Annotated in this window: 20 protein-coding genes; 9 read left to right on the plus strand and 11 right to left on the minus strand. The window is 64.7% G+C overall.

Annotated features, from left to right (window positions below; translation table 11 throughout):
- Positions 1 to 359: 359 nt before the first annotated feature.
- Positions 360 to 776 carry an inner membrane protein YiaA gene (gene yiaA / locus EYF70_RS29245; RefSeq protein WP_131148515.1) on the minus strand — a complete coding sequence of 139 codons (417 nt, stop codon included), beginning with the start codon at positions 774 to 776 and terminating at the stop codon, positions 360 to 362.
- Positions 777 to 853: 77 nt separating this feature from the next.
- Positions 854 to 1,786, minus strand: coding sequence for a DUF808 domain-containing protein (locus tag EYF70_RS29250; RefSeq protein WP_131148516.1), 933 nt, complete (start codon positions 1,784 to 1,786; stop codon positions 854 to 856).
- A 109-nt stretch (positions 1,787 to 1,895) separates the two neighbouring features.
- Between EYF70_RS29250 and EYF70_RS29255 the strand changes: the two genes are divergently transcribed.
- The 5 genes from EYF70_RS29255 to lipA all read left to right on the plus strand — a co-directional run bounded on the left by EYF70_RS29255 (position 1,896) and on the right by lipA (position 7,239).
- A complete protein-coding gene (locus EYF70_RS29255; protein WP_131148517.1) occupies positions 1,896 to 2,531 on the plus strand; it encodes a LysE family transporter in 636 nt (211 codons plus the stop codon).
- 108 nt (positions 2,532 to 2,639) lie between these two features.
- Positions 2,640 to 4,751, plus strand: a complete 2,112-nt coding sequence (locus tag EYF70_RS29260) for a DUF6600 domain-containing protein (RefSeq protein ID WP_174800439.1) — start codon at positions 2,640 to 2,642, stop codon at positions 4,749 to 4,751.
- 395 nt (positions 4,752 to 5,146) lie between these two features.
- The gene (locus EYF70_RS29265; protein ID WP_131148518.1) at positions 5,147 to 5,422 is read left to right on the plus strand and encodes a DUF493 family protein; all 276 of its coding nucleotides are present in this window, start codon (positions 5,147 to 5,149) and stop codon (positions 5,420 to 5,422) included.
- A gap of 89 nt (positions 5,423 to 5,511) precedes the next feature.
- A complete protein-coding gene (lipB, locus tag EYF70_RS29270; protein WP_131148519.1) occupies positions 5,512 to 6,225 on the plus strand; it encodes a lipoyl(octanoyl) transferase LipB in 714 nt (237 codons plus the stop codon).
- Between the two features lie 21 nt (positions 6,226 to 6,246).
- A complete protein-coding gene (lipA, locus tag EYF70_RS29275; protein WP_131148520.1) occupies positions 6,247 to 7,239 on the plus strand; it encodes a lipoyl synthase in 993 nt (330 codons plus the stop codon).
- 168 nt (positions 7,240 to 7,407) lie between these two features.
- Here the strand turns inward: lipA and EYF70_RS29280 are convergent, their stop codons facing one another.
- From EYF70_RS29280 to EYF70_RS29300, 5 genes are all read right to left on the minus strand, one after another.
- Entirely contained in the window at positions 7,408 to 8,025 is a 618-nt protein-coding gene (locus EYF70_RS29280) for a GAD-like domain-containing protein (protein ID WP_131148521.1), read from the minus strand.
- A 10-nt stretch (positions 8,026 to 8,035) separates the two neighbouring features.
- Positions 8,036 to 9,442, minus strand: a complete 1,407-nt coding sequence (locus tag EYF70_RS29285; protein ID WP_131148522.1) for a DUF6861 domain-containing protein — start codon at positions 9,440 to 9,442, stop codon at positions 8,036 to 8,038.
- 376 nt (positions 9,443 to 9,818) lie between these two features.
- Positions 9,819 to 12,482, minus strand: coding sequence for a bifunctional diguanylate cyclase/phosphodiesterase (locus EYF70_RS29290; RefSeq protein ID WP_131148523.1), 2,664 nt, complete (start codon positions 12,480 to 12,482; stop codon positions 9,819 to 9,821).
- Entirely contained in the window at positions 12,482 to 12,907 is a 426-nt protein-coding gene (locus EYF70_RS29295) for a type 2 periplasmic-binding domain-containing protein (RefSeq protein ID WP_131148524.1), read from the minus strand. Before EYF70_RS29295 ends, EYF70_RS29290 begins: the two co-directional genes overlap by 1 nt.
- Positions 12,908 to 12,918: 11 nt before the next feature.
- The gene (locus EYF70_RS29300) at positions 12,919 to 14,166 is read right to left on the minus strand and encodes a porin (RefSeq protein WP_131148525.1); all 1,248 of its coding nucleotides are present in this window, start codon (positions 14,164 to 14,166) and stop codon (positions 12,919 to 12,921) included.
- 493 nt (positions 14,167 to 14,659) lie between these two features.
- Here EYF70_RS29300 and EYF70_RS29305 point away from each other — a divergent pair, with 493 nt between their 5' ends.
- The 3 genes from EYF70_RS29305 to EYF70_RS29315 all read left to right on the plus strand — a co-directional run bounded on the left by EYF70_RS29305 (position 14,660) and on the right by EYF70_RS29315 (position 16,996).
- Positions 14,660 to 15,406, plus strand: a complete 747-nt coding sequence (locus EYF70_RS29305; protein WP_131148526.1) for a helix-turn-helix domain-containing protein — start codon at positions 14,660 to 14,662, stop codon at positions 15,404 to 15,406.
- Positions 15,407 to 15,424: 18 nt separating this feature from the next.
- Complete coding sequence (locus EYF70_RS29310; protein WP_131148527.1) at positions 15,425 to 16,156, plus strand: hypothetical protein; 732 nt, start codon at positions 15,425 to 15,427, stop codon at positions 16,154 to 16,156.
- A 177-nt stretch (positions 16,157 to 16,333) separates the two neighbouring features.
- Positions 16,334 to 16,996, plus strand: coding sequence for a uracil-DNA glycosylase (locus EYF70_RS29315; RefSeq protein ID WP_131148528.1), 663 nt, complete (start codon positions 16,334 to 16,336; stop codon positions 16,994 to 16,996).
- Positions 16,997 to 17,006: 10 nt separating this feature from the next.
- Here EYF70_RS29315 and EYF70_RS29320 read toward each other — a convergent pair whose 3' ends face one another.
- Together EYF70_RS29320 and EYF70_RS29325 are read right to left on the minus strand one after the other, a co-directional pair.
- The gene (locus EYF70_RS29320; protein ID WP_131148529.1) at positions 17,007 to 17,441 is read right to left on the minus strand and encodes a lysozyme inhibitor LprI family protein; all 435 of its coding nucleotides are present in this window, start codon (positions 17,439 to 17,441) and stop codon (positions 17,007 to 17,009) included.
- A 9-nt stretch (positions 17,442 to 17,450) separates the two neighbouring features.
- Positions 17,451 to 18,326: an AraC family transcriptional regulator gene (locus tag EYF70_RS29325; RefSeq protein ID WP_229420612.1), complete on the minus strand. Its 876-nt coding sequence runs from the start codon at positions 18,324 to 18,326 to the stop codon at positions 17,451 to 17,453.
- A 136-nt stretch (positions 18,327 to 18,462) separates the two neighbouring features.
- Between EYF70_RS29325 and EYF70_RS29330 the strand changes: the two genes are divergently transcribed.
- Positions 18,463 to 19,881 (plus strand): cytochrome P450, encoded by a 1,419-nt coding sequence (locus tag EYF70_RS29330; RefSeq protein ID WP_229420613.1) that lies wholly within the window; start codon positions 18,463 to 18,465, stop codon positions 19,879 to 19,881.
- Positions 19,882 to 19,884: 3 nt separating this feature from the next.
- Here EYF70_RS29330 and EYF70_RS29335 read toward each other — a convergent pair whose 3' ends face one another.
- On the minus strand, positions 19,885 to 20,367 hold the full coding sequence (locus EYF70_RS29335; protein WP_131148530.1) for a nucleoside deaminase: 483 nt from the start codon (positions 20,365 to 20,367) through the stop codon (positions 19,885 to 19,887).
- 184 nt (positions 20,368 to 20,551) lie between these two features.
- The gene (locus EYF70_RS29340) at positions 20,552 to 21,637 is read right to left on the minus strand and encodes a BMP family ABC transporter substrate-binding protein (RefSeq protein WP_218943846.1); all 1,086 of its coding nucleotides are present in this window, start codon (positions 21,635 to 21,637) and stop codon (positions 20,552 to 20,554) included.
- Positions 21,638 to 21,655 lie beyond the last annotated feature (18 nt).

Genomic DNA, 21,655 nt, shown 5'->3' on the forward strand with positions numbered 1-21,655 from the left:
TCCAGTCAGGTGAGCGGCCAGGCTTTGCGAGAGTTTCTTAATGGCAATTGCGATACGGGTTCCAGTTTAGGTAGGGCAACACTTTAAAACCTTGATGTAGATCAAAAACGGCGAAAGGCTTGAAAATGTCCAAGAACTAAAAACGAAATAAAGGACTCAAAAACGACAAAGCCCCTGTTGCCGGGCATTGCTCGGCAACAGGGGCTTATCGGGAAGCGTAACTTCGGGAAGCGTAATTTATCGGGAAGCGTGGCTTATCGAAAAACGCGACTTATCGGGAAGCGCGACTTATCAGGAAGCGCGACTTATCAGGAAGCATGACTTATCGGAAACCGTTACTTATCGGATAACGCGGCTGCCTAGACCTTTTCCTGCAGCGCTTCCACCGGTTCCACGCTATCGCGCACATTCTTTTGCACGGCCACGGCCGCGAACAGGCTCAGCGCATAGGACATCGCATAGAACCCTTTTTCGCTCGGCGCCAGCGTGGAATTGACCAGGCCCACGCCCAGCAGCACCAGCGCCGCGAGCACGGAAACCCAGCACAGGCCGAAATACAGCGACGTGACGCGGATGCCTTCCATCCGGTCGCGCACCGACTTTTGCAGCGACACGGCGGCGAACAGGCCGTACAGCAGCAGCGTGAAGTAATAACCTTTTTCGTTCAGCTGCATCGTCGCGTTCCACAAGCCGACGAGGTAAGTGATGACGCCAACCAGCAGGGCCAGCCAGGAAGCGCCGACAAAGGCGGAAGTAGGACGTTGATGGATTGCCATGAATACTCCTTCAGGAATGATGTCGATGCGGGCGGCACCGCCGTTGCGATGCGCCGCCCGTGATCAGACCAGAACCCTCAAGCCTTGCGCTTGATGCCGCGCAGCAGCTTGCTGACGATGGTAACTCCAACCAGCACGATCGCGCCGGTGACCACGCCCACGACGATGTCCGCCACGTGCGGCGTGATCGCGCCCAGCACCGGGCCGGTCGCCGCGGCCGCGTTCTCGATCGCGTGATGCAGGAACGGCACGCCGTGCGTGATGATGCCGCCGCCGACCATGAACATCGCCACGGTGCCCAGCACGGACAGCAGTTTCATCAGCTTCGGCGCCGCGGCGAGCAGCAGGTGGCCGATGGCGCGCGGCACGGCCATGCCGGCGCCGCTGCGCTGCGTCAGGTACATGCCGGCGTCATCCATCTTGACGATACCGGCCACCAGGCCATACACGCCGACCGTCATCGCCAGCGCGATCGCCACCAGCACGGCCACCTGTTGGGAAAACGGCACACCCGCCACGGTACCCAGCGCGATCACGATGATCTCGGCGGAAAGGATGAAGTCGGTACGAACGGCACCCTTGATCTTTTCCTTTTCCAGCGCCACCAGGTCGACTTGCGGGTTGGCCACGGCCGACACCAGCTCGGCATGGTGGGCCTCGTCTTCTTCCTTGCTGTGCAGGAATTTATGGGCCAGCTTCTCGAAACCCTCGAAGCACAGGTAGGCGCCACCGATCATCAGCAGCGGCGTGACCGCCCACGGCGCGAAGGCGCTGATCGCCAGCGCGGCGGGCACCAGGATGGCCTTGTTCTTCATCGAGCCGACGGCCACCGCCCACACCACCGGCAATTCGCGATCCGCCTTGACGCCGGACACCTGCTGCGCGTTCAGCGCCAGGTCGTCGCCCAGCACGCCGGCGGTCTTTTTCGCGGCGACCTTGCTCATGGCGGCAACGTCGTCGAGGATGGAGGCAATATCGTCGATCAGGGCAAGCAGGCTGGTTCCGGCCATCGGTCATTCTCTCGTTAATGATAATGCGGCATCTTACCTCACTCGCCCGGCGCCGCGGCCGCGCTACAATCGCCTGTTTTCCCGGAATTAATCTGTCGAGAGTGACTTCATGAGCTTCGCCACCTGGTTCGGTTTTGCCGTTTCCGCCATCATCATCGCCCTGTCGCCGGGCTCCGGCGCCGTATTGTCGATGTCGCACGGCCTGTCGTATGGCGTGAAAAAAGCCAGCGCCACGGTGATGGGCCTGCAACTGGGCCTGCTGCTGGTGCTGTTCATCGCCGGCGCCGGCGTCGGTTCGCTGCTGCTGGCGTCGGAAGTGGCGTTCAATATCGTCAAGACGGTGGGCGCGCTGTACCTGATCTACCTGGGCCTGTCGCAGTGGCGCGCCAAGGTGAAGGAAGGCGCGGAAGTCGAGGTGGCGTCGCGCGCCGCGGTGCCGTCCGTGAAACGGCGCCTGCTGGCGGGTTTCCTGACCAACGCCACGAATCCGAAGGGCATCATCTTCATGGTGGCCGTGCTGCCGCAGTTCATCACGCAGGGCGAACCGGTGTTGCCACAGCTGCTGATCCTGGCCGCCACGATGGTGACGATCGACATGACGGTCATGCATGGCTATGCCTTCCTGGCTTCGACGATGCAAGGCTACTTCCGCGATGCACGCGCCATGCGGCTGCAGAACCGCGTGTTCGGCGGCTTGCTGATGGGGGTGGGGGCGGCGTTGTTCTTCGTCAAACGTAACGCCTGATCGCCGATTGGAAATTATTTGTAACGAACGTCTACTTCGGGCCATTTCCGGCGTTATATGAGATAGCTGAACCACATATCGATCCACATAACGTCGCCGGAGATCCTGATGTCCCGCAAATTCCTGCATTTCCTGTTGCTGGCGGCCTTCGTGGCCGCCTCATCGTTTGCGCTGGCCGCCGAGCCGCCGACGCTGGTGGGCCGCATCTCCGCCGCCGAGGGCCAGGTCACGGTGCGCACCGACGATGGCGACGAAACCGGCTCGCTGCTGAACTGGCCCGTCAAGGGCGGCGACCGCATCACCACCGCGCGTGGCGCACGCACGGAGTTCCGCGTGGGCCCGGTCGCGGTGCGCCTGGACGGTGACAGCGCGCTCGACATCGAGGAACTGGATGAAGACGTGATGCACCTGCGCCTGAACTATGGCTCGGCCAGCGTGCGGGTGCGCGATCCGCAGGCGCTGTCCGGCTTCGAGCTGGCCACGCCGCACGGCCGCGTGCTGCTCACGGAGCCGGGCACGGTGCGCGTCGACACCGACCGCGAACCGGATACCACGACCGTTTCCGTGCTGATGGGCATCGCCCGCCTGGAGGCGGCCGGCACCGCGCTGACACTGCGCACCGGCAAGCGCGCCGACATCCGCGGCGACGACGTGCGCACCGGCCAGGCGCTGCAGGATTCGTTCGATGCCTGGGCCTTCGCGCGCGACCGCCGCGACGATGGCGCGATCGCCACCCGCTACGTTCCCACCTACGTGACGGGCTACGAAGAGCTGGACCAGTACGGCAGCTGGACCGTCAACGACGACTATGGCCCGCTGTGGGCGCCACGCTCCATCGCCAGCGGCTGGTCGCCCTACAGCGACGGCCGCTGGGCCTGGGTAGCGCCATGGGGCTGGACCTGGGTCGACAACGCGCCATGGGGCTACGCGCCGTTCCACTACGGCCGCTGGGTGACGGTGCGCGACCGCTGGTACTGGGCGCCCGGGCGCATCGTGGGCCGGCCCGTGTGGGCGCCTGCGCTGGTGGGCTGGGTGGGCGGCGACGGCTGGTCCGTGTCGTTCAGCGACCGCCGCAACCGTCCTGGCCTGGGCTGGTATCCGCTGACCCCGCGCGACCGCTATGTGCCGCATTACCAGGTGTCGGCGGACCATGAGCGTCGGCTGGGCTGGCAATACAGCGGCAACGAGCGGTGGAAGAACACGCCGGTGCGCCGCGAAGGCATCACCATCGTGCCCCGCGAACATTTCGAGGATCGCCGCAGCGTGCGCGTCAACAACCTGCCGCGCGCATCCGTGGCGAACCGGGGCAACCTGCCCGTCGCCGCCGCGCCGGTGGTGCCTGGCTTTGCCCGGGCACCGGACCGCAACCGCGACGGCATCGCCGACCGGGCGCAGGTGAACCGGCCGCAGATCGACCGGCCGCAGATCAGCGGTCCCCAAGTCAACCGGCTGCAGACCGACCGCGACGACGACGGCGCGCCGGGCCGCCTGCAGACCGGCCGCGACCGCGACAGCATCGCCGACCGCCTGCAGACCGATCGCAACCGTGAGGTGACGACGAGTAACCGTCTTCAAACGGACCGCGATGGCGATGGCACGCCGGACCGCCAGCAGGTCGACCGTAGCCGCGATGGCATGGCGAACCGCTTCCAGGGCGACCGCGGCATCGACAGCGTGGCCGAGCGGATGCAGCGGGAGCGCAACGAGGCTCCGCTGCGCGGCAATAACGTGATCGTGACCGAGCGGCCGCGCGTGGAACGGCCGCAAATCGACAGGCCGCAAATCGACCGTCCGCAAATCGACCGGCCACAAGTCGAGCGCCCGGCAAGCCAGCCGGTGTTCAACGCGCCGGTGGCTCAGCCGGCACCGCAGGCGCGGCCGGAGCCGCCGCCATCGAGGGCGTTCGTCCAGGATGAGCGCAGGGAACGGCAACGCGAGATGATGCTGGAGCGGGCCGAAGCGCGGCGCGACGAAAGCCGCCGGGAAGCTGCCCAGCGCATGTCCATCCAGCAGCCGCCGCCAGCCGCCCAGCCGCGGCCCGCACCCGTCGCGGCTCCCGCCCCGCCGCCGATGATGCAGCCGCGGCCGGCACCGGCGCCGCCGCCGGTCATGCAGCCCCGTCCGGCACCGATGGCCCAGCCGTCGGCCCCGGCGCCCGCCCCGGCCGTGCAACCGCGCGGCGGACGGCCCGACCGTTCGGATGGTGCCCGCGAGCGCTAACAAACGAATATTCCACGGCTGGGACGCCAACTTGGCGGCCCAGACCGGAATTTTGTTCGTTCATCCGCGTTTTCATGCAGCCTGTCACAAAGCCGTAGCGGGCGATTTGTACACTGACTACAGTATGGAAATGCCGGGAAAGCACGCACGACAGGCACTCGAATGCCGCAGCAACGCGATCCCGTGACCGTACCCATGTCCCGACTATTCCGTGCGCAGTTTTTACGGCCCAGAATAGTTTTTCGGCCAGCCTCCAGGCTGGCCATTTTTTTGCGCCGCCCCGGCGCGCGCCGCATTCGATAAAATAACGGACTGGCGTGGCAGTTCACCGTTGCCCGCAGCTTTTACTCATCAGTTCCTTCATCTGTTTCTTCCCACTGTCGATTGGAAATACCATGGCTGCAATCCCTCCGAAAGAGTCCCTCATCGAATACCCGAGCGACTTCCCGATCAAGGTGATGGGCCCCACGCACGATGCCTTCACCGTGACCATCATCGAAGTCATCACGAAGCACGATCCGACCTTCCATGAAGGCAGGGTGGAGACCCGTCCTTCGTCGGGTGGCAAGTACACCGGCCTGACCGTGACCGTACGCGCGACCAGCCGCGAACAGCTCGATGCGCTGTACTCGGAGCTGTCCGGCCACCCGATGGTCAAGATCGTCCTGTAATTGCAACAGCGCAACTGCCCGGTCTTTGAGCAAGCACAAGGCACGCGGCGTATAATGGCAGGGCTTTGACTCACCTGCGCAGCCCTGCCATGTCCACGACCAGCTCGTTCACGACGCCACTCCCGCCGGCGGTGATCCGCCATCTCGGCGCCGCCGACTACGAACCCACGTTCGCCGCCATGCGCGCGTTCACGGATGCGCGCACGCCGGACACGCCCGACGAGCTGTGGATCGTCGAGCATCCACCCGTCTACACGCTGGGCCTGGGTGCCGATCGCGGCCACCTGCTGGGCGGCGCCGCGCGGATTCCCGTGGTGCAGACCGACCGCGGCGGCGAGGTGACGTACCACGGCCCCGGGCAGGTCGTCATCTACCTGCTGATGGACCTGCGCCGCAACAAGCCGGGCGGCAAGCTGTATGCCCGGCAGTTCGTGCACAGGATCGAGGCCGCGATCATCAACGTGCTGGCCGCGCATGGCCTGGCCGGCGAGCGCGTCGAGGGCGCGCCCGGCATCTATATCGCCGATGGCCCGAAGCGCGGCGCGAAAATCGCCGCGCTCGGATTGAAAGTCCGGGGCAATGGCTGCACCTACCACGGCGTGTCGCTGAACGTGGCGATGGACCTGGCGCCGTTCACCTGGATCAACCCCTGTGGCTATGCCGGCCTGGAAACCATCGACATGCGCTCGATGGGTATCGACGTGCCGCTGGCCGACGTGCAGCTGGCGCTGGCCAACGAACTGGTGCGCCAGCTCGACGTTGCGCCGTCCCCCGCACACCCGGAACTCTCCGCCGCCGCCTGAATGAATTCACAAGAGAACCCTATGACCACCGAAACCACGACCGCCGCCGCCCCTGCTTACAACCCCAGCGAAAAGCAGAAAGGCGCCAGCAAGACGTCGCGCATCCCGATCAAGATCGTGCCGATCGAGCAGGTGGAGCGCCTGAAGAAGCCGGAGTGGATCCGCGTGAAGGCGGCATCGGCGTCCAGCCGCTTCTACGAGATCAAGGACATCCTGCGTGAAAACAAGCTGGTGACGGTGTGCGAGGAAGCTTCCTGCCCGAACATCGGCGAGTGCTTCGGCAAGGGCACGGCCACCTTCATGATCATGGGCGACAAGTGCACGCGCCGCTGCCCGTTCTGCGACGTGGGCCACGGCCGCCCCGACCCGCTGGACGTGGACGAGCCGGGCAACCTGGCCAACACGATCGCCAAGCTGCGCCTGTCCTATGTGGTGATCACGTCGGTGGACCGCGACGACCTGCGCGACGGCGGTGCCGGCCACTTCGTCGAGTGCATCACGAAGACCAAGGCGCTGTCGCCGAAAACGCAGATCGAAGTGCTGGTGCCGGACTTCCGCGGCCGCCTCGACAAGGCGCTGGACATCTTCGCCGGCGGCTTGCCGGACGTGATGAACCACAACCTGGAAACGGTGCCGCGCCTGTACAAGGAAGCCCGCCCCGGCGCCGACTACCTGCACTCGCTGAAGCTGCTGAAGGATTTCAAGGCACGCTACCCGCACGTGAAGACCAAGTCGGGCCTGATGGTCGGGCTGGGCGAAACGGACGAGGAAATCCTGCAGGTGATGCGCGACATGCGCGAACATGACATCGACATGCTGACCATCGGCCAGTACCTGGCGCCGTCGAACAGCCACCTGCCGGTGCGCCGCTACGTGCACCCGGACGTGTTCAAGATGTTCGAAGAGGAAGCGTACAAGATGGGCTTCGGCCACGCCGCCGTGGGCGCCATGGTGCGCAGCTCGTACCACGCGGATGTGCAGGCGCATAACCTGCTGGAAGCTGTGAACGGCTAAGCCGCGCAGTCAAAGAAGCACACAGCCTCGGGCAGCCGGGCTGGCGGCGCGGATGTGGAATCCGCAGCCATCAGCCTGGCTGCCCGAGGTCGTTTACGGGGCGGTATCCGATTATGCGGATGGCTCGAATGGGGTGATGTCGTGCGTGGAGCCGTGGCTGCCTGTTCGTTATACAGGCGGAATTGTAGCTACACGCAGAGGTTCAAACTGCGCAAGAATCACCAGGTGTTCAATAGCTTTGACCTTCTGCAAATGATCAAGCGTGGAAGGGCCGCCAAGTGCCAAAGCAGGGAAAAACCCATACATCTCGTCACGCTTCAGGCGCCCTAGTTTCTGGCATGCGTCTTCGAACATGTCAGCGAAATCGTTCTCATCACGGGATAGCAAGCCAAAAAATGCTTGTACACCTAAATTCATTTTTTCGCCAATCAGTATCGAGTCGGTTGGAAAGCAGTAAGAACCCGGTGCAAATATCGATAGCGAGTCGCCAGTTTTTTCGCCCCATAAATACAAGTCGCCAAAAGCACCTCGGGCAATAATGTGATACGCATCCTGCTCCATAAATGGTGTGTCACCAATCCATGATTCCAGAACTGGCTCATATTCTTGAGGGTTGACCGTCCAAAACAAGCCATCCGCATAGCCGCACCAACCATGTGCTTTCCAGTATGCCAACAGCTGGTCTGGTAGCTTGCCGCGGTAACGCTCGATGCTCGACAGGGGCACATGCTGCTTGTCAAAACTTGGCCCCATTTTCTCCAGGAAGTACTCAAAATTTTCGTCCATGAGTTGCTCCTTATTTACACCGTTCAAGTCTTACGTTCATTTTTGTAGCTGTGCGGCCAGCTTTGGGAATAGCATTTGCGGCTCTGTCCAGTTCTGTCAAACGTCCACCCCTTCTCCATTGCGCGCCTATGCGTTTATTGATATTCAGATCGCCAAAGTCACTGATTTTATCCCTGCCTCCGGCTACCATATCTGGATTATGTAGAGCACCTAACGTCTTCATTATTTCGGTAGCTTTTTCTTCAGATTTTTTGTCGGCTTCTCGGACAGAGAATCCTTCACCTATATATTCCTTTGCATATTTTTCCAGGAGCTTCTTACGATATTTTGCTCGTGCCTTCACCGCTATATTTGGATCCCGCTGAGTCTCTTTTGCATCAAAAAGGGAGCGCCCCTCAATATATTCATTCACCGTCATATCATTGAGGCCCCTTTCCTGCCCGGCCAGTTGCCGATCAAACTCAGGAAACCCTGAACGAGGCAACTCATTGGTTTTGAAGCACGGCACTACTTTCTTCGGCATGCCATTAGGCCGGGGCCGCTCAGGTTCCTCATCGGGGCCACGACGGCGCGGAGGCGGTGGCGGCGGTGCTGGAGGCTCGCCATGTCCACCCCCGCCGCCGCCGCGTGATCGCAGCAGCGGATGCTGGCTCAGCCTGGCTTCGTTGTGCTCGAACCATTGCGCCGCTTTCGGCCCGAGGCGCGGGCTCTGGCTGATCTCCTTCAGCGCGGCCGCCCTGCCGCCCTTGCCCCGCGTGACGTAGGCCAGCAGTACCGAAACGATGGTCATGGCCATCATAACGTGGCCCTGCGCCAGGTAAAACGCGGCCGTCGATGGGCTGCCGCCTGTCACCACGCCGAAGTTCGACAGGTAATCCTGCCGGGTTGGTCCCCACGCTTCGGTGAACCCTTTTTCGTAGTAGCCGAGCGCTTCGGGAACGGCCTGGAACACACCTTCCACCAGGGACTTCAAGCCCAGCAGCGACAGCAGCGCGCCGCCGACATAGGCGCCTGCGGCAGCGCCGGCCGCTGCGCCAGGCACGGCGCCGATTCCGCCGAGGAAGGCACCCACGCCGCCGCCGATCACTCCACCCGCAAGCACCGACCCGCCGTAGTACAGGGCAATGTCTTCGCACACCGCCAGGAGAATGGGCCAGATCGCCGATACGTCGATGCCGGCTAGTCTCTGGGCGATCAGGCGCTGCGCCAGCGGCCCCGAATCAGACAGCGCCCGGCGCACGCGTTGCACGCGCCCCATCTGTTCGGAACTCCACAGGTGGCAGGCCGCGTCGGCCAGGCGGCCCATGCTGTCATGGGGCCGGCCAAAGCCACCCGGTTGTCCGCACCATTTCAGCTCTTCTTCCTTGCGCTCGAGCTTGCTCCACACGCGCCATGCGCCGGTCCTGTCATCGCCCATCGAAAGCTCCGCAATCCAGCGCAGGTTCTTCGGAGGCCCGATGCCATCGAGCCCGCCCGGATGCTGGGCGGCGAATCGAGCCGCCAGCGATCTACCAAGGCAGCGTAGGCGGGTTCGAGCGACCGCTAGTTGATGATGAGCAATTTATTGCCTAATGGCACCAACGATACGCCATGTAATCCGGGCTCGTGACGGCCAGCAGACACAGCAAAGGAGAAAAGCGGGCTGGACAGCGAAGAAGCGGAGCGCGAGAGGAAGATGCGGCGCGAAGAAGGAAGAGGATCGCCGCGGCAAGCGCGGCCATGGCGAAAGAAAGCAGCGGCTACCGAGGACATTCAGCCCCCGACAGCCGCTCATCAAGCCGGGATGCAAGCGCTCAGGCGCCGGCGCCGGCGACCTCGCTGGGCCTGGCCAGCATGGCCGCGATGTCGTCCGGCGGCACCGGCTTGCTGAACAGGTACCCCTGCATCTCGTCGCAGCCATTCTCCACCAGGAAATCGCGCTGCTGCTCGGTTTCCACCCCTTCGGCGATCACGCGCATCTGCAACTGGTGCGACAGCGAAATGATCGCCCGGGCGATCGCCTGGTCGTCCGTGCTGTGCGCCAGGTCGCGCACGAACGACTTGTCGATCTTCAGGCGCGAGATCGGGAACGACTTCAATGCCGCCAGGCTGGAGTAGCCGGTACCGAAGTCGTCGATCGACAGCGCGATGCTCATGGTTTCCAGTTCGCGCATCTTGTCGATGGCCTGCTGCACGTCGCGCATGATCAGGCTTTCCGTCACTTCCAGTTCCAGCCACTGCGCATCGAGGGCGGCTTCGGCCAGCGCGGCGGCGACCCGCCTGACCAGGTGCGGATCGTCGAACTGGCGCGGTGACACGTTGACCGACATGCTGATCGGCGGCAGCCCGGCATCCTGCCAGCGGCGCGCCTGCAGGCAGGCTTCGCGCAAGACCCATTCGCCGATGGCGACGATCATGCCGCTTTCCTCGGCCAGCGGAATGAACAGGTCCGGGCGCACCGTGCCCCGTTCCGGATGCTGCCAGCGCAGCAGCGCCTCCACGCCGAACACCTGGCCGCTCGCCAGGTCCACCTTGGGCTGGTACAGCAGGCGCAGCTGGTTGTCGTCCACCGCGCGGCGCAGCCCTTCCATCAGCGCCAGCTTTTCTTCCAGCGCCGCGTTCATTTCCTGCGCGTAGAACTGGCAGTTGTTCTTGCCCATTTCCTTGGCGCGGTACATGGCGGCATCGGCGTTCATCATCAGCGTATCGCGGCTGCCGCCATCGCGCGGGTACACGGCCGCGCCGATCGAGCAGCTGACCTGCACTTCCTGGCCATCCAGCACCACAGGGCGTACCACGGCGGCCAGGACCTTTTCCAGCAGCATGGCGCGGTCGGCATCGTCCGCATCGGCCTGCGGCAGCACCAGCACGAATTCGTCGCCGCCGAAGCGCCCCACGGTATCGCTCTTGCGCACGCACTCGACCATGCGGCTGGCCACCGTCTTGAGCAGTTCGTCGCCGGCCGTGTGGCCCAGCGTGTCGTTGACAAGCTTGAAGCTGTCCAGGTCCACGAAGGCCACCATGACTTCCTGCCCTTCCCGTTCGGCGTGCAGGATCGACTGCTCGATGCGGTCGCCGATCAGGTTGCGGTTGGGCAGGCCCGTCAGCGCGTCGTGCTGCGCCATGTGGAAGATGCGGGCCGCGTCGCGCTTGCTCTCGGTGATGTCGCGCAGGATCGCCACCACGCCGCCCTCCACGCCCACCACCTGCCAGTGCATCCATTCGGCCTGGATTTCCGGCATGTCGTTATGCCATTCCTCCTGCTGCACGCCGCCTTCGGCCGTGATACGGCAAAGGGTGGCGAAGATGCCGTTGTCCCGCGCGCGCGGCAGCCACTGCAGCAGCGTCGTATTGCGCATCTCTTCCTTGCTGCGCGCCGTCATCAGCTCGGCGCGGGTATTGGTGGAGACGATGCGGAAGTCGGCGATCCGCTTGTCCTTGCCATACACGGCACGCAGCACGAGGAACGCATCGAGGTTTGCTTCCGATGCGGCGGCATAGGTTTCCTGTGCGCGGCGCACGCGGCGGCGCGCCTTGGCGCCCTGCCATGACCACAGCCACACCAGGGCGATCAGGATCAGCAGCACGACCGACGCCGTGCCCGCCTCCCACATGTGGGTCAGGCGCCCGGCCTCGAATGCCGCCATCTGCTCGGCCTCGGCCAGGCCGACCACGACCACCAGGCCATACGTGCGCAGGGTACGCATGGCGGTGTAGCGGGGCACGTTGTCCAGCGTGGTGGTACGCGGTTGCGCGGACGCTTCCTGCGATGCCGCGAGGTCCAGGCGCTGGCCCCATGACGTGTTTTCGCCGATGCGCGCGGCGCGCACCACGCCGTCCGTGCCGAGGATGGCCAGCAGTCCCAGGTCGCCCTGGCGCGAACGCTCGTAGCCACTGGTGAAATAGGCCGGGGCCACTTCCACGATCACCACGCCGGCGAACAGGCCGTCCGGGCCATTCAGCCGGCGCGTGAAGTGGATGTGCCAGTCGTCGCGGGTCACGTCGCGCTGTGTTTCGGAGACGTACACCTGGCCGTTGTCGCGCTGCCGGTGATACTCGAAATAGCGCTCGCCGGCCACGTTCTGTTCGGAGGCGGCGGGGTTGCTGGCGACGATATGGCCGGAGGCATCGGCAATGCTCACGGCGAATACCAGGGCGGGCGGCAGCAGGCCTTCCTGCGCCAGTTCCGGCAGCGCCGCGGTCGGCCCCTTGCGCTCGGAGGCATACTTGACCAGCTTCAGCGTCTGGTCGATGCCGTTCAGGTTGCGCGCGACGTGCGCTTCGTAGGTGTCGAGCAGTTCGCCGACCGACTCGCGCGCGGCGGCCTGCGCGGCCACCCGTTCGTTACCGATGAAGTGGAACGAGGCGGCCCACACCACGCCCAGCAGGACGAGCATGAACAGCGGCAAGGAAACGTAGGTCTCCAGGCCGAGCCGGAGCCAGCGCATCTTGCGGGGTGCGGGGCGCCCGGCCGCCATCAGCGCACCATCAGCACCGCACGCACGGTCGGGTCGAGCTCCGAGCGGTCGATGTAGCCGATCATGCCGGGATTCTCGGCAACCAGTTTCTTCACGCCGGCATTGCCGGGCACTTCACGCGGCGGCTGGCCGCGGCCGGTGAAAATCATCTTGGTCCAGTAGGCCCGCATCAGGGCAGGCGAGCGGCGCGCCACCTTTACATAGAATTCGTCGCGCAGCACCGTGCCGACCTGCTGGTCGACCGGCGTCGCCTCGCCGCCGTCCGGGAAGCGGTTCGATTCGGCGAGGAAGATATCGGCAACCTGGTCGGCGCGCAGTGCCGTCACCGGCGCGCGTGCCGAGACGATGACCACCAGGTCGGCGGCGCCGGCACTGCCGACCACCAGCAGGGCCGCGAGCGTACAACAGAGTTTTCGCTTCAACATGTCGGCCCCGCTCAGAACACGAAATCCACGCCGGCGCTGATCACGCCGAACGCCTGGCCGGAACGGAAGCCTGGCTGCACGTTGGTCAACGTGCCGTTCGAGCCACCGCGCGGGCGCACGCGGTCGAGCTGCATCTTGAACGCATAATTCGGCGCGATATCCCAGCGTACGCCGACACTGGCGGTATCCTGCACGCCGATGGAGCGCAGCCGCGCATTCAATTCGGTGTTCAGCAAGGTTGCCAGCCCGGCCGCGGCGGGCGGCAGGCCCGCCGTGGGCACGCCGTCGACCTGGGTGGCCATGTTGACGTCGACCCGGGCCAGCGTGGCATACGGCGCCACGGTGCCGAACCGGTATCCACCGCTGAGATATCCCGCGGTCTGGTCACCCAGCATGGAGCGGGTATTGACACGCCCGATTTCGCCCATCAGGAACCAGTGGCCCGGATCGTAGCTGAAACCCGCGTTGTAGATGTCGATCTTGCGCGAGGCGATGTCGTAGCGGTTCGCCAGGGCGACACCGCGCGGCCCGAAGCTGCGCAGGGCATCGAACATCTCTTCGGCACCGGGAATGTTCATCGTCGTCGATGCGGCGGTGGCACGCATCGTCAGGGCGCCGATCGTCGTGTTTTGCGTAATGGCGTACGCATCGCGCGACTTGCCGCGGATTTCAGGGGTGATCTGCACGTCCGCATTGCCGAGCGTGACCTGGGTCTCATGCTTGGCGCCCCAGGCGTTCCAGCGGTAGGTGGCATCGACGCCATCGTTGCTGGAGATCGGCATCAGGCTGTACAGCTCGACCGGGGGCCGCACCCATGGCAGCGCGTAGCTGGCCTTGCGGTAGTCCGCGGCCAGGAACAGCGGCAGCGCGATGCGGCCGGCCCGCACCGACAGCTCCGGCGTGACCTGGTACTTCACGTTCGCCCATTCGAGATGCGGCCTGAACGAGCCCCGCACATCCTTTTCATGCACCACCTGGATGACGGCCGACCAGCGTTTATCGAGCTGCACGCCGAGCTGCGCGCCGAGCCGGCTATCCACGTCGAACGCCCACTCCTTGCTGTGGCCGGCCTGGCCGGGCGATATCGGGCTGGCCGTATAGTCGGCCTGGTTTTCCGTGGAGTGCACGCCGACCAGCGTGCCGAAGCCGCCGAAGGTCCACTTGGCCTGTGCGTATGCGCCACCGTGCGTGCACGCGAGGGCGAAGGCGGCAGCGCAGGCGGCTTTGCTCCGGCGCGAAACGAAAAGAACTGATGACATAATTTCCTGGGCCTTGCGTCGCTACGCGCGTGATGGCGTTACTTGTAGCGTTTGTTGTAGCGCTTGAAGTGGCGCTGGTAGTAGCAAAGGGGAGCTGTTGCAGACGGTACGTCGCAGGTACATCGAAACTGGGTGGCGGTGCGGGATTGAGGGACCGCGCGAGCCCCTACTCTATTGGATTGCCAGCTTCCTGTCGATAAGTTTCCGCATGGAACTAAAAGAAAACCGCAAAGCAATGCTGGCATACAACAGCCGAGACCGGTCTTGAACACCGCCATGTTCCGCCGCTGCGCCCGGAGCCCGGCCCGGCAGTGGCATTGCCTGGTTCGCAGGATGCGCTTGCCGTCGATGCACGCACCTGCCGAGAACAGCGGGAACGACCAGGCGGATGAGTTTCTCTGAAATTCTTGTCAATTCATCAATATTCATCTTCCAAGTCATGCATGAATGCCGAAGAATACGGGCTATTCGATGACTTCCAGGAAACGATGCGATGAACTTCGGCGAAAAACTCAGACAGATCCGTACGCAGCGCGGGCTTACCCAGCCACAGTTCGCGGAACAGCTCGGAATCGAACAGTCCTACCTCTCGAAGCTGGAAAACGATAAATCGGTCCCATCCGCGGAAATGTTCACCGCCATCCTTGCCGGCACGGGCATGGACGCGGCCACATTCCTGGACGGCATCGACAAGGAAACGCTCGCCACGACCTTGCGGCACATCCCGGCGGTGACCCGGTTCAGCGACCATGCGGTGACGGTACAGGTGCATCACTACCAGCGCTGGCTGTATGGCTGCGCGCTGGCGTGGATCGTCGGCTTTGCGCTGATGCTGGCCGCGAACGATGGCATTTTCTATTCCAACAAGGTGTACCGCTATTTTTCGCCCGGCGTGATCCTGGCCGGAGAAAGCGAACTGGTGTTCGACAAGTACGAGCAGATCCTGAACCTGCGGCAACTGGCCAAGATCATCACGCCCGAAGAGTTCGCCGGCCAGCTGGCCGACTTCAAGGCGAACCGGGCCAGGCCCCTGACGGTGGAGACAACGGCCTATCGCGGCAGCGCCTATCTGGAACCGGCGGAAAACGGCCGCCGGCGATTCGAACTGCTCAACGAGAAACACATCGAGGCGCCCGGCAACCGCGTCCTCCAGTTTCTCGGCGCGATCGTCCTCGCCTCCGGTTTCGTCGGACTGTTCATCGAATGGCGCCTGCGCCGCATGAAAAACAAAACCCATTGACCAACCAAGGAGATTCACATGTCGCAGATCCGGACTTTCCTCAGCGGTGCCACGACGATGGCAGCCACCCTGGCCGCCGTGTTCGCGCTGACCGGCGCCAAGACCGAACGCCAGCAGACCTTCGATGAAATCACCGTGGGCCGCATCAATATCGTCGAGCCGGACGGTACCAAGCGCCTGGTCATTTCAAACAGGGCCCGGTTCCCTGGCGATTTCAAGCAGGGGAAGGAGGGCGCCCGGCCGGACCGGCGATCTTTTGCCGGCATGTTGTTCATCAATGAAGAAGGTACGGAAAACGGCGGCCTGATCCAGAAAGGCAGTATCGGCGCCGACGGCCAGGTGTCGTCCGGCTTGTCCCTCACCTTCGACCGCTTCCGCCAGGACCAGGCGCTGCAGCTACTGAGCCACGACAGTGCCAGCCGCCAGACGACGGCTGTCCTCATCAACGATGTGCCGGATTTCAAGGTGACGTCGATGGATGACTTGACGAGGTTCCGCGAGGAAGCGCGCAAGTTGCCGGAAGCCGAGCGGCGCCCCTACTGGAACAAGCTGACAGAGGAGGGTCGCCTGGGCGCCAACCGCGTCTGGCTGGGCAATACCGGCGACAAAGGGTCGTCGCTGCAGCTGAAGGATGCCCGGGGCCGCACCAGGATGCTGTTGCTGGTCAGTGCCGACGGCAAGGCGCAGATCCAGATGCTGGATGAACAGGGCAAGGTGGTCAAGTCGATCGAGCCCGGTTCCCCAGGGTGACCCTGTACGCTTCGGTGGCCTGCGGGTCGTTCACGCAACGGGCCGTATAATCGGGGCTCCGCTGCACACAGCCGAGCTGCGATCCACCGCGGTCACCTGGCGAGACGCTGGCTCGACATTGATCTGTCTGTACGGACGGCGGCCCCCGGGCCGCCGTTTTCACATCCGGACCCGACCATGACCGTACGCATCGAGCCATCCTGGAAGCAGCACTTGCACGCCGAGTTCGAGAAGCCCTACTGGACCGAACTCACCGATTTTGTCCGCGCCGAGTACGCCGCCGGCCAATGCTGCCCGCCGGGCAAGCACATCTTCCGGGCCTTCGACCTCACGCCGTTCGACCAGGTCAAGGTCGTCATCCTCGGGCAGGACCCGTACCATACGCCCGGCGCCGCGATGGGCTTCTGTTTCTCCGTCCCGGACGGCAACCGCCCGCAGCCGAGCCTGCAGAACATCTTCCAGGAACTGGAAAGCGACCTGGGCATACGGCGCACGCGCACCGACCTGTCCGACTGGGCGGAGCAGGGCGTGTTCCTGCTGAACGCCGTGCTGACCGTGCGCGCCCGGGCCGCCGGTTCGCATGCGGGGAAGGGGTGGGAAACCTTCACCGATACCGCGATCCGCACGCTGTCCGAAGAACGCGAGCATCTGGTGTTCATCCTGTGGGGCAGCTACGCGATCGCCAAACGGGCGCTGATCGACACGGCGAAGCACCTCGTCATCACATCGCCGCACCCGTCGCCATTTTCGGCGCACAAAGGGTTCTTCGGCAGCGGGCCGTTTTCACGGGCGAACGATTATTTGCGGGAGCAGGGCAAGGAGCCGATTGCCTGGGGGTGAGCAGGCGCCGTTATTCGAGTGGCATGGTCTCCGTCAGCCGCTTCAGCGCCACGGTACGTTCTGTATTGAGGCCATAGACACATGCCAGCCGGCGCATTTCCAGGGCCGCGCCAATCGCTCCGCCGCCGAGCGACGTGGCAAATGCGCACTGCGCGTCGCGGTATTTCACGAAAGCGTTTTTCGATGCACGCAGCCGGCTTCGGGCACGCGCGATGTACTGCTCATCTTCATCCCATCGCTCGACTGAGATCGCTGCCCTGGCTTCGGCCCGGGCGAGCGATTTCAAGCTGTTACGCACCTTGCGTTGCAGGCATTCCCGAAAGCCGGCCTGGGAAAACTCGTCGCATTGTTCGAGCACCGCGGCAGCCGCATCCACTTGCGGCTCGCCATGAACTTCAGTGAAGGCCATCGCGCAGGCACAGGCAAGAATGAACTTTCTCCACATGTTTTCCTCCTACCACCAGATCCGGTACGGCCAGTAACTCTCATCCGTCTCCGCCAGCCGGATGATCTCCCGCGGGCTGTTGCCGATCAGCTCGCGTGCTTCGCGCGACAGGTGCGCCTGGTCCGAATAGCCGCCGCGCAGCGCGACATCCGACAGCGACACGTGGCCGGCCTGGTGCTCGTCGCGCGCGGCAAGCAGCGATTCTTCCACGCGGGCGAAGCGCCGCAGCGTGCGCAGCGGATGCCCCGCCCAGGCCCGCACGCGCCGTTCGGCCATCCGGGCGCTACGTCCGGCGCCGGTGGCCGCGGCGCGCACCGCGAGCGCCTGCACCCAGTCCCGCGCCGGCAGCCATGCGCTGGCTCCCGTCGCGCCACGGGCTGCGCGCCAGCGCGGTTCCAGCCACGCTTCGAACACGCTGATCCGCGCGTCGTCATCGGGCGCCACCACCACCGCGGCCAGCACTTCGTGCCACTCGTCGCCGAGCACGGTATCGGCCGGCGCCATGGTATCGAGCAGCGTGGCCATGTCGAGGCCCGTCAGCGCGTGCAGCGCATCGGCGAAGAACAGCACCGTCAGCGTGTGCACCGGGCCGGGATTGCCTGTTACGCATGGCCGTGTGCGCGGGCCGGAGAAAACGGCGGCGCCCTGGGGCGCCACCGCGCCCGGCGTGGCCGGTTCGACGAGCTCGCCGCTGCCGACAATCATCCAGGTGATCGCGCAGAATGGCGTGGCAGGGAAGCGGTTCAGCCGCTGGGCAGGCGCGAGGGAAACGTCCAGGGTGCTGCGCAGCATGTAGCCGCGAATGCACGAGGCAAGCGGCACGCCGGGTGCGACGAGGCGGGCGACCGTTGGCGGCAAGGGCGCAGTCATGGCTTGGTTTGTCATGGGCCGATTCTATCGCGGCGCGATGTCGTTCTGTCCATGCGCTAATTCTGAAAATCCCAGCCATCATGTCGCAAACGTTCAAGACCGCCGGCGCACGGGGCGCCACACTGGCATCATCGAATGCACAGGAGACCGCATGACAACCGCCGCCGTGAACATGCCCCAGCCGACGCCCCATCCGCGCGCCATCGCCGACCTGCCCGGTCCGCGCGGCCTGCCACTGCTGGGCAATGCGCTGCAGCTGAAGCCCGCCACGATCCACCTGGCGATGGAACGCTGGAGCCGGGAATATGGCGCCATGTTCCGCGCGCGGATCGGGGCGAGCGAGGTGGTCGTGCTGTCCGACAGCGCGGCCATCATGACGCTGCTGCGCGACCGGCCGGATGGCTTCCGGCGTCCCGCCATCACGGCCGAGGTGTCGGCGGAACTGGGTGGCAGCGTGGGGCTGTTCCTGGCCGAGGGCGACGTCTGGCGCGACCAGCGCCGCATGGTGATGCATGCCTTCTCGCCCACGGCGATCCGCGCCTACTTCGACCGCATGGTGCAGGTGGCGCAGCGCCTGGAAGCCCGCTGGCTGGCAGCCGGCGACCGTGACATCGACCTGAACGCGGACCTGAAGCGCTACGCGGTGGACGTGATCGCCGGCCTTGCATTCGGTGCGGACGTGAACACGCTCGAGAGTGGCGGCGACTCGATCCAGGAGCACGTGGAAACCGTGCTGGCGGGTGTCGCGCGCCGTTCGCTGCTGCCGTTCGCTTACTGGCGCTGGTGCAGGCTGCCGGCGGACCGGCGGCTGGAGCGCAGCGTGCGCGCGGTGCGCGAGGCCACCGATGGTTTCATTGCCGCCGCGCGGGCCGCGATGGCGACCGAGCCGGCGCTGCGGGAGCACCCCGCGAACCTGCTGCAGGCCATGCTGGCCGCGGCCGAACAGCCAGGCAGCGGGGTGGACGACGATGCCGTCGCGGGCAACGTCTCGACGATGCTGCTGGCCGGCGAAGACACGACATCGAGCGCGCTGGCCTGGCTGATCTGGCTGCTGTGGCAAAACCCGCCGGCACTGGAGCGCGCACAGGCCGAAGTGCGCCAGCATGCGCGCGAACTGACAGTGGAAAACATCGCTGCGCTCGACTACCTCGACGCCTGCGCACTGGAAGCGATGCGCCTGAAACCGCCGGCACCGTTTCTGCCGCTGCAGGCCATGCGCGACACCACGGTGCTGGGCGTGCACCTGCCGAAGGACACGCTGCTGTGGTGCGTGATGCGGCATGACAGCGTGGGCGACAAGGCCTTCCCCGATCCATTGCGCTTCGATCCCGAACGCTGGCTGGCCGGCACAGTGGACAAGGGCGTGGCACTGCCGTTCGGCGCCGGGCCGCGCATGTGCCCGGGGCGTTACCTGTCGCTGATGGAACTGAAGGTGGCGATGGCCGTGCTGCTGGGCCGTTTCGACATCGCCGGCGTGCGGGCACGCGATCGCAGCGAACCGGCCGAGGTCATGGGGTTCGTGATGGGGCCGACGCCGATGGCGATGCGACTGCGGCCCAGGGCGGAATAACGCCTAGGCCTTGTGCCAGAAGCCCGCGTGCGCGATCTTCGCTTCGTCCTCGCGCAGCGGCCCGATCACCTCGGTAGGCCGCTGCCCGGCGGCGAACACCTGGCGGCAGGGCAGCGACAGGGTCGGGTTTTCCGGATCGCTGCCGGTCAGCGACAGCAGCGTGGCTTCGGACATCGCGTACACCACGCGCCCCACGCCGCTCCAGTAGGTGCCGCCGGCGCACATCGCACAGGGTTCGGCGTTCGTGTACATCGTGGCACCGGCCAGTCTGTCCGGCGAGTGCTGCGACGAGGCGATGCGCAGCGCATTCATCTCGGCGTGCGCGGTGCGGTCGCTGCTCGAGGCATTCATCGCCTGCGCGATCACGTTGCCATCGGCATCCGCGATGATGGCGGCGAACGGGTGATGGCCTTCGTCGCGCGAGCGCTGGGCCAGCGCGAGCACGTCCGTGAGGAACTGGTGGTCGCGCGCTGTCGGTTCAGTCATGGATTCTTCTCGAAAAAAGCGGGGCGGAATCAGCCGCCCAGCAAAAAAAGCGGGGCGGGATTTGCCGCCCAGAAAAAAAAGCGGGGCGGGATCAGCCGCCCCGTAGCGCGTGTTGAATCGCGCGGGAATCAATCGGGAATCAATACCCCGGAATCATGACCCCGGAATCATTCCCCGTGAATCATTACTTGGGAATCGTGCCTTCCACGCCCTGCACGTAGAAGTTCATCGACATCAGTTCCTTCATCGGCATCTGCACGCCGGCGGCCACTTTCACGGCGCCCGACTGGTCCTTGATCGGGCCCGTGAACGGTACCGCCGTGCCGGCCGCGAAAGCCGCCTTCTTCTCTTCGAAGAGCTTGGCCGCGTCGGCCGGCACCACGGTGTTCAAGGGCGACATCTTGACCATGCCTTCCTTCAGGCCGCCGTGCACATGGCCGGTCTTCCACGTTCCCGCCAGCACGGCCTTCGCCACTTCGGTGTAGTAGCCACCCCACTGGTTGGTGCTGGCCGTCAGGTGCGCCTTCGGCGCGAAGCGCTGCATGTCCGAATCCCAGCCGAAGGCGTACTTGCCTTTTTCCTGTGCGGCCTGCAGGGTGGCCGGGGAGTCGGTGTTCTGCGTCAGCACGTCGGCACCCTGGGCGATCAGCGTTTCCGCCGCCTGGCGTTCCTTGGCCGGGTCATACCAGCTGTTGACCCAGATGATGCGGGTCTTGATCTTCGGGTTCACGCTTTGCGCACCCAGCGTGAAGGCGTTGATGTTGCGGATCACTTCCGGCACCGGGAACGAACCCACGAAGCCGAGCGTATTCGTCTTCGTCATCTTGCCGGCGATGATGCCCTGCAGGTAGGAGCCTTCGAACAGGCGCGCCTCGTAGGCGCCCATGTTCTTCGTGGTCTTGAAGCCGGTGGCGTGCTGGAACACCACGTTCGGGAAAGCCTTCGCCACTTTTTCCGTCGCGTTCATGTAGCCGAACGAGGTGGTGAAAATGAGCTTGTTGCCATCCGCCGCAAGCTTGCGGATCACACGTTCGGAATCCGCGCCTTCCGGCACGTTTTCCACGTAGGTGGACTTCACCTTGCCGCCCAGCGCCTTCTCCATCTGGAGGCGGCCCTGTTCATGGGCGTATGTCCAGCCCGCATCGCCGACCGGGCCGATGTAGACAAAGCCCACCTTCAGAGGTTCCTGTGCCTGCACCGGTGCGATGGCGGCCACCGACAGCGCGGCGGACAGGCTGGCAAGGGCGAGCAGCTTGCGACGATTCATGATGTTCCTCTTTCAGGTTGG

The organism is Pseudoduganella albidiflava (assembly GCF_004322755.1).
Classification (GTDB): domain Bacteria; phylum Pseudomonadota; class Gammaproteobacteria; order Burkholderiales; family Burkholderiaceae_D; genus Rugamonas; species Rugamonas albidiflava.